At 69.2% G+C, this 14,413-nt stretch carries 12 protein-coding genes; 10 read left to right on the forward strand and 2 right to left on the reverse strand.

Annotated features, from left to right (window positions below; genetic code table 11):
• Positions 1-227 precede the first annotated feature (227 nt).
• Entirely contained in the window at positions 228-701 is a 474-nt protein-coding gene (locus tag MOV08_RS38930) for a carboxymuconolactone decarboxylase family protein (RefSeq protein ID WP_039638911.1), read from the forward strand.
• A 60-nt stretch (positions 702-761) separates the two neighbouring features.
• Here the strand turns inward: MOV08_RS38930 and MOV08_RS44420 are convergent, their stop codons facing one another.
• The gene (locus MOV08_RS44420) at positions 762-839 is read right to left on the reverse strand and encodes a 50S ribosomal protein bL37 (protein WP_466870480.1); all 78 of its coding nucleotides are present in this window, start codon (positions 837-839) and stop codon (positions 762-764) included.
• A 286-nt stretch (positions 840-1,125) separates the two neighbouring features.
• Here MOV08_RS44420 and MOV08_RS38935 point away from each other — a divergent pair, with 286 nt between their 5' ends.
• The 4 genes from MOV08_RS38935 to MOV08_RS38950 all read left to right on the forward strand — a co-directional run bounded on the left by MOV08_RS38935 (position 1,126) and on the right by MOV08_RS38950 (position 7,542).
• Complete coding sequence (locus MOV08_RS38935; RefSeq protein WP_039638914.1) at positions 1,126-1,680, forward strand: MarR family winged helix-turn-helix transcriptional regulator; 555 nt, start codon at positions 1,126-1,128, stop codon at positions 1,678-1,680.
• The gene (locus MOV08_RS38940; protein WP_275310857.1) at positions 1,677-4,256 is read left to right on the forward strand and encodes an MFS transporter; all 2,580 of its coding nucleotides are present in this window, start codon (positions 1,677-1,679) and stop codon (positions 4,254-4,256) included. Before MOV08_RS38935 ends, MOV08_RS38940 begins: the two co-directional genes overlap by 4 nt.
• Before the next feature lie 320 nt (positions 4,257-4,576).
• Positions 4,577-5,977 carry a dihydrolipoyl dehydrogenase gene (gene lpdA / locus MOV08_RS38945; RefSeq protein WP_275310858.1) on the forward strand — a complete coding sequence of 467 codons (1,401 nt, stop codon included), beginning with the start codon at positions 4,577-4,579 and terminating at the stop codon, positions 5,975-5,977.
• Between the two features lie 461 nt (positions 5,978-6,438).
• Positions 6,439-7,542 (forward strand): aminotransferase class I/II-fold pyridoxal phosphate-dependent enzyme, encoded by a 1,104-nt coding sequence (locus tag MOV08_RS38950; protein ID WP_107080384.1) that lies wholly within the window; start codon positions 6,439-6,441, stop codon positions 7,540-7,542.
• On the opposite strand, the gene MOV08_RS38955 is transcribed toward MOV08_RS38950, so the two are convergent.
• A complete protein-coding gene (locus tag MOV08_RS38955; protein WP_239010267.1) occupies positions 7,532-8,269 on the reverse strand; it encodes a serine hydrolase in 738 nt (245 codons plus the stop codon). The genes MOV08_RS38950 and MOV08_RS38955 overlap by 11 nt on opposite strands.
• Positions 8,270-8,631: 362 nt before the next feature.
• On the opposite strand from MOV08_RS38955, the gene lanKC reads away from it, so the two are divergent.
• The 5 genes from lanKC to kdsB all read left to right on the forward strand — a co-directional run bounded on the left by lanKC (position 8,632) and on the right by kdsB (position 14,182).
• Entirely contained in the window at positions 8,632-11,211 is a 2,580-nt protein-coding gene (lanKC, locus tag MOV08_RS38960) for a class III lanthionine synthetase LanKC (RefSeq protein WP_275310860.1), read from the forward strand.
• A 54-nt stretch (positions 11,212-11,265) separates the two neighbouring features.
• Positions 11,266-11,391, forward strand: a complete 126-nt coding sequence (locus MOV08_RS38965) for a SapB/AmfS family lanthipeptide (protein WP_275310861.1) — start codon at positions 11,266-11,268, stop codon at positions 11,389-11,391.
• Between the two features lie 594 nt (positions 11,392-11,985).
• Positions 11,986-12,804, forward strand: a complete 819-nt coding sequence (kdsA, locus tag MOV08_RS38970) for a 3-deoxy-8-phosphooctulonate synthase (protein ID WP_275310863.1) — start codon at positions 11,986-11,988, stop codon at positions 12,802-12,804.
• A 56-nt stretch (positions 12,805-12,860) separates the two neighbouring features.
• On the forward strand, positions 12,861-13,424 hold the full coding sequence (locus MOV08_RS38975) for a KpsF/GutQ family sugar-phosphate isomerase (RefSeq protein ID WP_275310865.1): 564 nt from the start codon (positions 12,861-12,863) through the stop codon (positions 13,422-13,424).
• Complete coding sequence (gene kdsB / locus MOV08_RS38980) at positions 13,424-14,182, forward strand: 3-deoxy-manno-octulosonate cytidylyltransferase (protein ID WP_275310867.1); 759 nt, start codon at positions 13,424-13,426, stop codon at positions 14,180-14,182. Before MOV08_RS38975 ends, kdsB begins: the two co-directional genes overlap by 1 nt.
• The last annotated feature ends 231 nt before the right edge of the window (positions 14,183-14,413 follow it).

The following is a 14,413-nucleotide window of genomic DNA, read 5'->3' on the forward strand; positions in this document are numbered from 1 at the left end:
GGCTCGCATCCGGCGACGATCGTTCGCGCGTGCGATTCTGGGCTTAGCGTGCGCTGCGGCGGATCCGGTCGGTGGCCGGTCGGCAGTGGGCCCGAACGCCGGCGGCGTCGGCGGCCCCGGCTGCGGCGCAGACGGGGAGGCGCGGGTCGCATTCTCGACGGTGTCACAACATGCGGGAGCGAGGGGTCCAAGGGGCGTAACCGCGAACATCGACACAGGAGTGCACCATGGAAGCTCGGTTGAACGTCATGGCCAGCCCGGCCGCGGCCAAGGCCATGAAGCACATCATCGCGGCGCACAAGGCGCTCGACGATTCGACCCTGCCGGCCTCGACGCGTGAACTGGTGATGCTCCGCGCCAGCCAGATCAACGGCTGCGCCGGATGCATCGACATGCACACCAAGGACGCCGCCGCGGCCGGGGAGACCTCGGTGCGCCTCAATCTGGTCGCGGCCTGGCGCGAGGCCACGGTCTTCACCGACGCCGAGCGCGCCGCGCTGGAGCTGGCGGAGGAGGGCACCCGTATCGCGGACGCGGCCGGCGGTGTCGGCGACGAGGTCTGGGCGAACGCCGCCAAGTACTACGACGAGGACCAGCTCGCCGCCTTGGTGACCCAGATCGCCGTGATCAACGCCTTCAACCGCGGGAATGTCATCACCCGGCAGCCCGCCGGTGACTACCAGGCCGGTCAGGTCCACTGACGGGGCACCGCGGCCGGCGGTGCGGCCCGGCGCCCCGCCTTCGTCGGTCGTGGACCCGGTTCAGGACTGTGGGCGCTTGCCGTGGTTGGCCGCGTGCTTGCGTCGGGTCTTCTTCTTGCGGCGACGCTTCGACGACATGGGATTCTCCCTTCCGTTCGAGGGGGCCGATTTGGGTATTTCGGCATATCTACCACTTCGCCGAGACTTTCCATCGGGGGAGCGGTGAGGGTGTCGGACGGCGGGTGACGGGCGGTCCGCGCTGTCGTACCCCGCGATGCTGTCGTACCCCGCGACGAAGTGGACCCGTGGCCAGCGGTACACTCTCGCAGCCGCTATGCTTGCTGGATACAAGCAATGTATCCGGTGGTTTCGACTGGATCACGACAATCACGCATGCACGTATGTAGTGCGAAGGATCACGACGATGAGCAACGGCGCGGTCCATGCCTGCGATGGGGCGGGGGTCTCGGAGATCACCGTCGCGTCGAGCCTGGATGAGGCGGCCGCAGGGCTGGGGACGGAAATGGTCCGTTTCACCCGGCTGATCGCGGCCTGGAAGCAGCGGGTCAAGCACGACGCCGGCGCTGCCGACCGGGTGCTGCTGGCCAGGTTGGTGTGCGGAGGGGACCAGCGGGCGACCGATCTGGCCGCCGACGCGTTCCTGGACCTGTCCACGGTCAGCCGGCAGGTGCGCTCGCTGGTGGAACGGGGTCTGGTCGCCCGACGCCCGGACCCGGAAGACCGGCGCGGTTCGCTGCTGACCGCCACCGAGGCGGGGCGGGCCCGCTTCGAGGACTACCGGCGTCAGCGCGACGCCGAGCTGGCCGGGATCCTCGAATCCTGGTCGCCGCAGGACCGGGCCGACCTGATCCGGCTGATGAGCCGGCTCAACGCGGACCTGGCAGAACGTCAACACGCACGGCCGGGCCCCGGGGGAGACCAGGGCACCGCCGTGGAACAAGGAGAGATACGTAGATGAGCACAGCCACCTCTCCGCCAGGGGCGCAAGCCAAGGCGATACCGGGGGCGGGGGTCCTCAGCCACCGCCAGATCCTCACCATCCTCAGCGGTCTGATGCTGGGGATGTTCCTTGCCGCGCTCGACCAGACGATCGTCAGCACCTCCATCCGCACCATCGCGGACGATCTGCACGGACTGAGCCAGCAGGCATGGGCGACCACGGCTTACCTGATCACGTCGACGATCGCCACCCCGCTGTACGGCAAGCTGTCCGACCTCCACGGCCGCAAGCCCTACTACCTGGCCGCGATCAGCATCTTCGTGGTGGGCTCGGTGCTCTGCACCTTCTCCACCTCGATGACCGAACTCGCCGCGTTTCGCGCCCTCCAGGGCCTGGGCGCCGGCGGTCTGATGTCGCTGGCGCTGGCGATCATCGGTGACATCGTCCCGCCCCGCGAGCGCGCCCGGTACCAGGGCTACATGCTCGGTACGTTCGCCACGTCCAGCGTCGCCGGCCCGCTCATCGGCGGCGCGCTGGCCGGCCAGGCCACCCTGCTCGGCATCACCGGCTGGCGCTGGGTCTTCCTGGTCAACGTGCCGATCGGCATCATCGCGCTGTTCGTCGTCGCCAAGGTCCTCAACATCCCGCACACCCGCCGGAACCGCCGTATCGACTGGTGGGGCGCGCTCACCATCACCCTCGGCGTCGTCCCGCTGCTGCTCGTCGCCGAGCAGGGCCGGGAGTGGGGCTGGACCTCGACGCGGTCGATCACCTGTTACGTCGTCGGCGTGGTCGGGATCATCGCCTGGGTCCTCGTGGAGCGGTGGATCGGCGACGACGCGCTGATCCCGATGCGACTGTTCCGCAACGGCACCTTCAGCAAGACCAGCCTGCTGTCCGTGCTGATCGGCATGGGCATGTTCGGCGGGATGCTGATGATCCCGCAGTACCTCCAGATCGTGAAGGGCGCCAGCCCCACCACGTCGGGCCTGGAGATGCTGCCGCTGATGGCGGGCATGATGATCGCCTCCATCGTGTCCGGCCAGATCACCGCGAAGACCGGTCGCTACAAGATCTTCCCGATCGTCGGCACCGCCCTGATGGTCGCCGCCATGCTGCTCTTCCACTACCGGGTCCAGTGGGACACCGCGCTGTGGGAAACCATGGTCTACATGCTGGTCTTCGGCCTCGGCCTGGGTGGCTGCATGCAGACCCTGGTGCTGGCCGTGCAGAACGCTGTGCCGCCGCAGGACATGGGCGTGGCCACCGCCTCCTCCACGTTCTTCCGTCAGATGGGTGCCACCGCCGGTACCGCGATCTTCCTCTCGGTGCTGTTCAGCACGGTCGGTGACAAGATCGGCGACGCGTTCAAGAGCGCCGCGTCCACCGCGCGCTTCCAGGGCGCGCTCAAGGACCCCGCGGTCCTGCAGGACCCGGCCAACAAGCCGGTGCTGGACATGCTCAAGCACCCCAGCGGCGGTGGCTCCTCGGGCGTGCTGAGCGACTCCTCGTTCATCCAGCACCTCGACCCGCGGCTGGCCGAGCCGTTCAAGCGCGGCTTCGCCGACTCCATGCACACCGTCTTCCTGATGGGTGCCGTGGTCGTCGCGCTGGCCTTCGTGCTGATGTGGTTCATCAAGGAGGTGCCGCTGCGGCAGATCTCCGGCCTCCAGGCACGGGCCCAGGCGGAGGCCGAGGCCAACGGCGAGGTTCCGCCGGCGGCGGAGACCGCACCGGCCACCGCGCCGTCCACTGCGCCGGAGCCGGAGGCGGCGGCCACCGCAGCCACGGCCGCAGGCAGTGTCCCGGACGCCGGAGCGAACGCGTCCGGTCCCCTGATCAGCGGCACCGTGCGCGACAGCGGCGGCCGGCCGGTGCCGCAGGCCGCGGTCACCCTGATCAGCGTCGGCGGGCGGCAGCTCGGCCGCACCACCACCGACGCGGACGGCGGCTACGCGCTGCCGACCACCGGCGCCGGCACCTACGTCCTGATCGGCTCCGCCGGCGCCCGCAAGCCGCAGGCGCTGACCGTCGTGGTGGGCGCCGAACCGGTCGCCTTCGACCTGACCCTCAGCGGCGCGGCCGGGCTGTCCGGCGAGGTCCGCGAGGAGAAGAACGACGACCCGGTGCCCGGTGCGCTGGTCGTCGCCACCGACGTCCGCGGTGAGGTCGTGGCCTCCGGCGTCGTCGGCCAGGACGGCGGCTTCGCGTTCAACGAACTGACCCCGGGCAGCTACACCCTTGCGGTCAGCGCGGAACGCCACCGTCCGTCCGCCCTCCAGGTGGAGGTGACCGCCGGCAGCCGCAACTGGTACGAGGTCCGGCTGACGCTGGGGGCCCAGGTCCGCGGCACCGTCCGCACCGCGCAGGGCGGCGCCGTCAACGACGCCCGGGTGACCCTGCTGGACCCCACGGGCAATGTCGTGGGCACCGCCACCAGCGGCCAGGACGGCGAGTACGTCTTCGCTGACCTCGACAGCGGCGAGTACACGCTGATCGCCAGTGGCTACCCGCCGGCCGCCGCCCCGCTGCGGCTGTCCGCCTCCGGGCAGGCCCAGTGCGACATCGAGCTCAGCCACGACTCGGTGAACTGACACCTGGCGCAGGGGCACCGGCCGTCACGGCACCAGCCGTCATGGCACCGGCCGCAAGGGCACCGGCCCAGGCCCGGCGACTTCGGTCGCCGGGCCTTCGGCGTAGGGGAGGCGGAGCACCGACGCGTGCATGTCGTCGACCGACTCCGGCCCGGCCCCACAGACACCGCACTGCGCCCCCCCCGCCTGGACCGCGACGCGCTGCGCCGCCGCCCGCCCCCGCCTAGGCTGCCGAGCATGAGCCAGCGAAGCCAGCAGAGCGAGCGAACGGGACGATGCACGCCCCGCGCGTGCGTGGGCGAGCGAAGCGGACCCGCGGCATGAGCACGCACTTCGACGTGGTGGTCCTGGGCGCGGGCCCCGGGGGATATGTCGCGGCCATCCGCGCCGCCCAGCTCGGTCTGCGCACGGCGATCGTCGAGGCCAAGTACTGGGGCGGTGTCTGTCTCAACATCGGATGCGTGCCGTCCAAGGCCCTGCTCCGCAACGCCGAGATCGCCCACATCGTGGGCCGTGAGGCGAAGACGTTCGGGATGCGGATCGACGGGCAGGTCACGTTCGACTACCGCGAGGCGTTCCTGCGCAGTCGCAAGGTGGCCGACGGCCGCGCCAAGGGCGTGCACTTCCTGATGAAGAAGAACAAGATCGAGCAGTTCGAGGGCGTCGGCGCCTTCATCGATCCGCACACCCTGCACGTCACCGTGGGCGACGGCCGCACCGAGACGCTGTCCTTCGGGCACGCGATCATCGCCACCGGCTCGGTCACCCGGTTGCTGCCAGGCACCTCCCTCAGCCGCCGGGTGGTGACGTACGAGGAGCAGATCCTCTCCGACGAACTGCCGCGCAGCATCGTCATCGCCGGGGCGGGCGCCATCGGCGTCGAGTTCGCCTACGTCCTCCACAACTACGGCGTCGAGGTCACCCTCGTGGAGTTCCTCGACCGCGTCGTACCACTGGAGGACGTGGAGGTCTCCTCCGAACTGGCCCGCCGCTACCGCAAGTTGGGCATCAACGTGCTGCCCTCCACCCGCGTCGAGGGGATCGACGACTCCGGGGAGCGGGTGCGGGTCACGGTCACCACCGGCGGCCAGCGCCAGACACTGGAGACCGACCAGGTCCTCCAGGCCATCGGCTTCCAACCACGGACCACGGGCTTCGGGCTGGAGAACACCGGCGTCCGGCTGACCGAACGCGGCGCCATCGACATCGACGGCCGGTGCCGGACGAACGTGCCGCACATCTTCGCCATCGGCGATGTCACCGCCAAGCTGATGCTGGCGCACGCCGCCGAGGCGATGGGTATCGTGGCGGCGGAGAGCATCGCCGGCGCGGAGACCATGGAACTGGACTACGTCATGATCCCGCGGGTGACGTTCTGTCAGCCGCAGATCGCCAGCTTCGGCTGGACCGAGGCGCAGGCCCGCGACCGGGGCTTCGACGTCCGGGTGGCCAAGTTCCCCTTCACCGCCAACGCCAAGGCGCACGGCATCGGCGAGACCGCGGGCTTCGCCAAGATCATCAGCGATGCCCGCCACGGGGAGATCATCGGCGCCCACCTCATCGGCCCCGAAGTGACCGAGCTGCTCCCGGAACTGACGCTGGCTCAGAAGTGGGATCTGACCGTCCATGAGGTGGCACGGAACGTCCACGGCCACCCCACCCTCGGCGAGGCGATCCAGGAAGCGGTACACGGCCTCGCGGGCCACATGATCAACATGTGAGCGCAGCGCACCCAGGGCGCGTGTCGTAGCCAGGTGTCGTGGACGTTTTACGGAGCCAAGCGCGGTTACGTCCTGCTGGCAGCAATAGATCATTGGTGTCTCAGAGGCGGCTGCGAAACATAGCCGACGCTCGCCGGTTAGCCAAACCGGCGTTTCCTCAGACGATGGGATGGTCGCCGCCTACTCGGTGCGGCAACAGCCAGTTGACCTGTTCTTCGATCCCGCGAAGGCCCCTCCACGACTGCTTGCTCGTCAGCTTCTTCCCTGATCGAGGGTGGCCGTGTCTCCAGAAACCATGCCGCCACGCCGAGAGGATTCCCGGCAGTGAGAGACACGGCGTCATATCTCGGCCTGTCGCCCCGGACGCTTGCCATCCCGGCGCCGCCCCCGTCCCGTTGCCAGTGCCACCGCCGCACCGGACACTGAAGTCGACATGGTTGTCGAGGACTTAAGGGGTGTGCATGAGGCCGCGGCTGTTTCGCATGCTGGAGTGGCACGAGCGCATCGAGGCGGAACGGCAGCAGCCCGGAGCCCGGGTCTTCGTTTCCGACTACAACGGCGGGCACCCGTTCGTCGAGGAGTATCTCGGCGATCTCGCCGATACCGCCCCGCACCGCCTCGCGGACATCACCCGCTACTCCGGTCTGGACGAGGACACCGCGCTGCGGTCCAAGACCGCCGCGATGCACGAGCGGTACGACGGCGTGCCCTACACCCTGCGGAACGTCATCCCGGCCGGCGGATCCAGCAGCCTCCTGGGGACGTTCACCACGTGGCTGGCTCTGACCGGCCGTCGGCGGGTCCACTACGTCCCGCCTGTCTACTACAAACTCGCCTATCTCTTCCAGCGGATGGCGATCGAGCCCGTCCCGGTCGCCCACCGCCACGCCTTCGAGCCTGGTTTCGACCTCCGTCTGCCCGACGAGCGGACCGTACTGGTGCTGACCGACCCCGTCTGGTACGCCGGGCGTCGGGTGCCCCCAGAGGTCTGGGAGGCCATCACCGTCTGGCAACGGGCCACCGGATCACTCGTGTTCGTCGATGGCACCTTCCAGTACATGCCGTGGGACGGCGAGCCGGGTGAGGAGAGTGCCCGGCTCCCGGTGGAGCAGACGCTGCGCATGATCTGCCCCACCAAGTATCTGTCGATCCACGGCTATCGTTGCGCCCACCTCCTCGCCCCGCAGCACCTGCGCGAGGAGCTGGCCGAACTCCACGTCAACCTGCACGGCGACGTCGCCGTTTCTGACCGGCTCTTCGCCCATCGCGCCGCCGATCTCATGCTCAACAAGGGGAACGGCGCACTGGTCCAGCACATACGGGCCAATCACACCGCGCTCTCGGCCAGCGGCGCCCTGACCGCTCAAATGCCGATCGAGGCCGGCTTCTTCCTCTTCGCACGTACCCGGGTGCCGCACCAGCGGTTCCTGGCCCTCGACGCGAAGTTCTTCGAACTGGACGGCTATCGGGGCTACATCCGCATCAACCTGCTCAACACCCCTGGTGTCGAAACGCTGATGGCCACGGTCGCTCCAACGGAGCGGCCAGACGGCATCAGTGGCTGAGCAGGTGCCGGCGGTGCCAGACGCCGGCCGAGATACGGGCCAGCAGCCTGGCAGCAGGATCGTCGACGTCGGCCCCGGACGCGAGCGGTCCGGTGTAGCAGACGGCGAGCGTGTAGGGGGCGGCGTCCGGCGGGTGGACCACGCCGACGCTGTGCCGTAAGCCCGGGAACCATCCGTTCTTGCCCGATAGCCGGGTACCAGGTGGCAGTCCGGCGGCGAGGTCGACTCGATGGACGTTGCCTTCCAGCAGCCTGAGCAGCTCCGGCTCCAGCGATTCCAGCAGCCGTACCAGGTCGAGGGCGGTCACCCGGTTGTGGACACCCGCCGCGCGGCCGTCGTAGTCCTCGATGCCGCGCGGACTGGCGCTGCCCGTGACACCCGCCCGCCGCCACACCCGGGCCACGGCCTCGTGCCCCACCCGCTCCAGGCACAGATTCGTGGCCAGGTTCGACGAGTGGGTGACCATGCGCCCGGCCAGCCAGCGCACCGATGCCGTGCCGCCCAGTCGGTCCCAGGGCAGCGGATCGCTGTCCGCGGCACGGCTGTTTCCGTACGTCGCGCCGGTGACCGACCTGAAGCGGTTCGCCACCGGCACGGCCACGTCCAGATCCGTGCCACTGCGGTACAGCGCAGCCAGCACGGCCACCTTCATGGTGCTGGCCGCATCATGCGCAACCTCCGCATTCCGCAGCACCACCGGAGCGCGCCGCCAGGGCGCTACAACCATCGAGAGCACACTGCATCGTAAGCCGATCCAGCCCCATAGCAGAGGCTGCGGAAGACCCCACCCATTATTGATGTGAATCGATAATACGAGTGATGGATCCATCTCGCCTGCATGGTGACGCTCTGGGTAGGGAACCCCTCCCGAGGCGCCCGGGGAGGGTGTTGAGCGGCGAGAGTGGGGGCGGGGTCAGCGCACGGGCAGTGACGTCGTCGCAGTCGCCGTCATCGTCGGCCTGGGACAGGAAGTTCATCGGGTGCGACCCGCGAGCCGTTGCTCTGCGTGAGGTCGCGGACGCCTTCCCGCCCACGACGAGGCGCCTGTGGTGTCCCTTGGATCGGGGACGTGTGGAAGGGGAGTCGGGGTTGGACAAGCGGTATGAGGTCTACTGCCTGGCCGACAGGTATTTCTACGAAATGCCGGACCGCATCCCCTCTGGGCATACGGTCCTTGGTGCTGTTCGGCGTCCCGTCCCCGATGGGTGGCAGGCCCACCGCAGCGGGGACTGGCTCCACCTCGCCCCGGATGACAGCGCGCGGCCCCTCCAGGGGTGGAAGGTCCATGTCTCGGCCACCACGGACAGTGCCGAGAAGACCGCCACCGACGTATGGGACTACTGCACCCCGAGAGGCATCCCCTTCAAGTTCGTGCCGAGCCCGCGGCTGCTGCACCTGCGGAACAGCAAGTACGCCGCCCGCAATGCCAGCGGGAAGTTCGCCACTCTCTACCCGGCGGACGAAGAACAGCTGCGTACGGTGCTCACCGAGCTGCACGCGATCGTCGGGGGCCGCCCGAGCCCGTACATTCTCACCGACCTGCGATGGCACGAGGGCCCGTTGTACGTGCGGTACGGCGCCTTCGCGCGGCGCTACTGCGTCGACGAGCACGGCACACTCGTCAACGCGATCGAGGACGACGAGGGGCACCTCGTGCCCGACGAGCGCAGACCGGTGTTCCAGGTGCCTGCCTGGGTGGCACTCCCGGCCTTCCTGGAGCCGCATCTGGCCGCGCGCAACGCCACGACGGTCGGCGAGTTGCCGTACCGCATCGAGACGGTCCTGCACTTCTCCAACGGCGGCGGGGTATATCGCGGCACCGACACGCGCGACGGGCGACAGGTGGTGCTGAAGGAGGCGCGTCCGTACGCCGGACTCGCCGCCGACGGCGCCGACGCGGTCGCCCGGCTGGAACGGGAGAGGGCAGCACTGAAACGGCTGTCCGGGCTCGGCGTCGCACCAGAGGTGCGCGACTGGTTCGCCCTCGGCGACCATCGCTTCCTCGTCATGGACTTCCTCGACGGTCGCACCCTCAACTCGTTCTTCGCCGAGCGCCTTCCGCTGCTCGCCGCCGACCCCGCCCCCACGGCGGTCGCCGACTACACGACATGGGCGCTACGGATGCACCGTGCCGTGGAGGAGGCGATCGAAGCCGTCCACGCCCGGGGACTGGCCTTCAACGACCTGCACATGTTCAACGTCATGGTCGCCCCGGACGAGCGATCGGTGTCCCTGATCGACTTCGAGGCCGCAGCTCCGGCCACGGGGCGTGGCCGCCAAGTCGTCGCCCACCCCGGCTACTTCGCGCCGCCCGACCGCACAGGCACCGAGGTGGACCGGTACGCACTGGCGTGTCTGCGCCTTGCGCTGTTCCTGCCCCTGACCACGCTCCTGGCCGTCGACCGCGACAAGGCGGCACACCTCGCGGAACTCATCACCGAGCACTTCCCCGACGTGCCACGGGAGTTCCTCGACGAGGCCGTCGCCGAGATCACCCGCACTGCCAACCACCCACCCGCACCTGCATCTTGCGGGCTCCCCAAGCCAGGCGACTGGCCGCGCAGCCGCGACTCGATGGTGCGCGCCATCCTCGCCTCCGCCACCCCGGACCGCGACGACCGCCTCTTTCCGGGGGACGTGGCGCAGTTCTCCGATGGCGGCGGGCTCGGCCTGGCGCACGGCGCGGCCGGGGTGCTCTACGCCTTGGCCGAGGCCGGCGCGGAGCGGTACGAGGCAGGCGAGCGGTGGCTGCTCGACCACACCGACCCGGTGCCGCCCGGTACCCCGCTCGGCCTCTACGACGGCATGGCAGGCATCGCCCTCGCCCTGGACCGCCTCGGGCACACGCAGCGGTGCCTGGACCTCACCGAGGCACTCCTCGGCGAGAAGTGGCAACGACTCCCCTCCGACCTGCACGGTGGTGTGGCAGGGATCGGCCTTCTCCTCAGCCACCTGGCCCGCACCACGGGTGAACGACACTTTCACGAACAGGCCGACGAGGCCGCCCGGATCCTTGCCGACCAGCTCACCCAAGCGCCGCCCGGTCGCCGCGCCGGACTGATGCGCGGAGACACCGGTCCCGCGCTGTTCTTCCTGCGCCTGTACGAACGCACGAGCAACCCGCACCTACTCGAACTCGCCGGCGTCGCCCTGCGCTCGGATCTCGCACGATGTGTCCGTACCGGCAACGGCTCACTGGCGGTTGGCGAAGGCCGGCGCACCCTGCCGTACCTCGGTGACGGCAGCATCGGCATCGGCGCTGTCCTGGACGACTACCTCGCCCACACGCCGGCGTCAGAGGCCACCGCATTGGCCGAGGCCCGCTCCGGCATCCTTGCCGCCGCCCAGACACCTTTCTGCGTCCAACCCGGTCTCCTGCGGGGCCGGGCCGGAATGATCTGGCACCTCGGCCGCACCACCGCACCCGGCGCCACCCCGGCGGCGCTACGTGCCCAGGTGGCCGCCCTGGACTGGTACAGCATGAACTACGCGGGCGAGCTCGCCTTCCCGGGCGACCAGATGATGCGACTCTCCATGGACCTCGCCACCGGAACGGCGGGCTGCCTGCTCGCCCTCGCCTCCACCCTCGGCGACCGCCCGGCGCAGCTGCCGTTCCTGCCGCCCCTGCGGGCGCTCCGAAGCCGGCACCGCGTCCCCGCGGAGCCGTGACCGCACCCCGTACTCGCGGGGAAGCGTGCATAACGCCCATTGAATGGAAAGACCATGGTGCTTCTCGACCTTCAGGATCTGGAACCCGACCAGTACATCAACGAGGATCCAGGCGGCGGGGCCAGTTTCGTGAGCCTCCTCCTCTGCGACAGCGCAATCAGCATCCAGGTGTGTCTGTGACACCACGACAAGGGTGGCCGACGCCCGCTTCAGGGTGACCGCTCCGGGCGGGTCCTTTTCGCCGGGCCCGCCCGGCTCGGCCGAGAGCCAGGCCGCCTTGTACTCGGGCGATCCCTCAGCGCACGGCGTCAGATGGGGTGCATCGCAAGGTGGAGGGGCATCCGGATACCGGGCGTATCCGGATGTTCCGACAATGCGGAGTGGGGGTACCTCCCAGCGTCAGCTGGGGGAGCGCTGTAGCTGTCGCCGTGCGCCCGCCAGGGATTACGGGGCAACCCTTAGGAAGGGAGCACGCGTCAAGGTTGCCGTGCGGGTCGGCCCGTAGGACGCTCCTCGGGCACTCGGCAGTACCGCCGCCCGAGGGATCTTCAATCTGGTCCGGCCTGCCCCCGTAGGGCCCTGTCGCAGAGGAATCCACGTGTGTGCCGTGCGTCGAGCAGATCACCAGCGCGTTGACGGCCGGACCGAGTGCCGATCCAGATCTCAACGCTGGCAGCAAAGCGGGGTGACACGGCATTTTCGGCCAGAGATCTGCTGGGGGTTGTGCGCCGTCGCGTCCGGCCGTGATCATCGTGGAGCGGGAGAGGGGCAGCTGTGGTGGATATCGGGGGCGTGCGGGTCGAGCAGGACGGCCCGTTCACGTTGATCGCAGGTCCGTGTGTGATCGAAAGCCGGGATGCGGTGCTGCGGCATGCCGAGCGGATCGCGGCGATCACCGAACGGGTCGGTGTGCCCTATATCTTCAAGTCCTCCTACGACAAGGCCAACCGGACGTCGGTGGACTCGTTCCGCGGTCCGGGGCTGGAGGCGGGGCTGGAGATCCTGGCCGAGGTGCGGGAGCGGTTCGGCGTTCCGGTGATCACAGACGTGCACGAGCGGCAGGACGTGACGGCGGTCGCCGAGGCCGTGGACGTACTGCAAATCCCTGCGTTCCTGTGCCGGCAGACCGACTTGGTGCTGGCGGCCTGTGGCAGCGGGAAGCCGGTGAATATCAAGAAGGGGCAGTTTCTGTCCCCCGCCGAGGCGGTGCCCATGGTGCACAAGGCCCACTCGACCGGCAACACACAGGTGATGGTGACCGAGCGCGGCTACGCCTTCGGCTATCAGAATCTGGTGGTGGACTACCGCTCGTTGGTGCTGCTGCGCGAGACCGGGGCGCCGGTGCTGTTCGACGCCACGCACAGCGTGCAGCTGCCGGGCGGCGCCGGTGAGGCCACAGCCGGGCAACCGCGGTTCATACCCCACCTGGCCCGGGCTGCGGTCGCCGTTGGAGTGGCAGGAGTATTCATGGAAGTGCACGAGGACCCCTCCCACGCGCTGAGCGACGGCAGCAACAGTCTGGCCCTGGACCAAATTCCGGCTCTCCTTGGCGACTTGAAGGCCCTGGACACCCTGGTCAAAGGCACGGCGTGAGTGACCCGCACGCGGACATCACTGCGGCGCAGGCGACGGCCGAGGTGCGCAGGCGGATGCTGCACGAGGCCGAGGCCGTCCGTCGCGCTTCCGAACGCCTCGAACCGGACGTCGTCGCCGAGGCGTTGGAACTGCTGAGGACCTGCACCCGCCTGGTGATCTGCATCGGAACAGGCACCTCGGGTCTGGTGGCCGCCAAACTCGCCGCCACCTTCACGGTGTCCGGCACGCCCGCCGTTTTTCTGAACGCTTCCAACGCGCTGCACGGGGGCCTGGGCCTGATCCAAAGCGGTGATATCGCCATCGCGGTCAGCAACAGCGGCCGCACTGCCGAAACCCTTCAGGTGGCACAACAGCTGAACGAGCTGGACATCCTTGTCATCGCCCTCACCGGCGACACCCAGGCGCCACTCGCGCACCAGGCCGACGTCGTGCTGGATGCTTCGGTGACGGCCGAGGCATGCCCGTTGGAGATGGTTCCCACCGCCAGTGCCGCTGTCACCCTCGCCATGGGCGACGCCCTCGCGATGAGCCTTGCCGGCCGGGGCGGTTGGAGCCGTGGCGACCTGGCCCGAGTCCACCCTGCCGGCACCCTCGGTGCCTGGGCCCGGGGGCAGTGATGACACCTCGTGCTGAGGCGCCCACTGTGCTGGGGGTGATCCCGGCCCGCTACGCCTCCACTCGCCTGCCCGGCAAAGTCCTGCGAGACATCGCGGGGCGCCCCATGATCGAGCACGTATGGCGCCGCGCGATGCGCGCCACCTGTCTGGACCGGGTCCTGATCGCCACCGACGACGAGCGGGTCCGCAAGGCATGCCTGTCCTTCGGCGCCGAGACGGTCATGACCTCCCCCGCCCATGCCAGCGGCACCGACCGCGTCGCCGAAGCCGCAACGGGCACCGACGCGGGCATCGTCGTCAACGTCCAGGGCGACGAACCGCTGCTCAACCCCGACTGGATCGACCAGTTGGTCGCTCCGTTGCAGGCCGACCCCAGCCTTCCCATGGCCACCCTCGCGACGCCCCTCACCGACCCGCACGCCGTACAGGACCCGCACATGGTCAAGGTCGTCACCGACTTGAGCGGCAACGCCATGTACTTCTCCCGCCACCCCATTCCCTACCAACGTCACCACACCGGCACCACCCACCTCCAGCACATCGGCCTGTACGCCTACCGCGCTCCCTTCCTCACCCACTTCGCCCAGACCGCCCCCACCCCCCTCGAAGAAGCCGAGGGCCTGGAACAACTGCGGGCCCTACAGCACGGCCACCGCATTCGAGTAGTCACGGTCACAGGTGACAGCGGCATCGGCGTCGACACCCCGGCCGACCTCAAACGCGCCCGCCGCCTCTTCGCCCCACCTCAACGCAGCTGACCATCAGCACAGTCACCCAAGACACCGGCGTCCAGCCCTTGGCGTCGCCGATCCAGCAGGCTTCCACTCCCTGTACCCGGGGAGCTGCGCGACATCCTTAAACCAAAGGGCTGCCGCCCTCACCCCCGTCACTACTCACATGTCGTCTTCATCGTCGTCTTCACAGGTGCCGCGTACGAAGAAGGTCCAGGGTCCCGGCCTTGGGGACGCGGAGGGTCCCGCACGAAACCG

The sequence above is a fragment of the Streptomyces yunnanensis genome (assembly GCF_029011865.1).
Lineage (GTDB): Bacteria > Actinomycetota > Actinomycetes > Streptomycetales > Streptomycetaceae > Streptomyces > Streptomyces yunnanensis.

What these genes read in the sequence shown, in the direction of transcription:
- MOV08_RS38955 (WP_239010267.1), bottom strand. Translation starts at nt 8,269, where the DNA reads ATGGTTGTAGCGCCCTGGCGGCGCGCTCCGGTGGTGCTGCGGAATGCG.
- lpdA (WP_275310858.1), top strand. Translation starts at nt 4,577, where the DNA reads ATGAGCACGCACTTCGACGTGGTGGTCCTGGGCGCGGGCCCCGGGGGA.
- MOV08_RS38950 (WP_107080384.1), top strand. Translation starts at nt 6,439, where the DNA reads ATGAGGCCGCGGCTGTTTCGCATGCTGGAGTGGCACGAGCGCATCGAG.
- MOV08_RS38935 (WP_039638914.1), top strand. Translation starts at nt 1,126, where the DNA reads ATGAGCAACGGCGCGGTCCATGCCTGCGATGGGGCGGGGGTCTCGGAG.
- MOV08_RS44420 (WP_466870480.1), bottom strand. Translation starts at nt 839, where the DNA reads ATGTCGTCGAAGCGTCGCCGCAAGAAGAAGACCCGACGCAAGCACGCG.
- MOV08_RS38965 (WP_275310861.1), top strand. Translation starts at nt 11,266, where the DNA reads ATGGTGCTTCTCGACCTTCAGGATCTGGAACCCGACCAGTACATCAAC.
- MOV08_RS38975 (WP_275310865.1), top strand. Translation starts at nt 12,861, where the DNA reads ATGCTGCACGAGGCCGAGGCCGTCCGTCGCGCTTCCGAACGCCTCGAA.
- kdsB (WP_275310867.1), top strand. Translation starts at nt 13,424, where the DNA reads ATGACACCTCGTGCTGAGGCGCCCACTGTGCTGGGGGTGATCCCGGCC.
- MOV08_RS38930 (WP_039638911.1), top strand. Translation starts at nt 228, where the DNA reads ATGGAAGCTCGGTTGAACGTCATGGCCAGCCCGGCCGCGGCCAAGGCC.
- MOV08_RS38940 (WP_275310857.1), top strand. Translation starts at nt 1,677, where the DNA reads ATGAGCACAGCCACCTCTCCGCCAGGGGCGCAAGCCAAGGCGATACCG.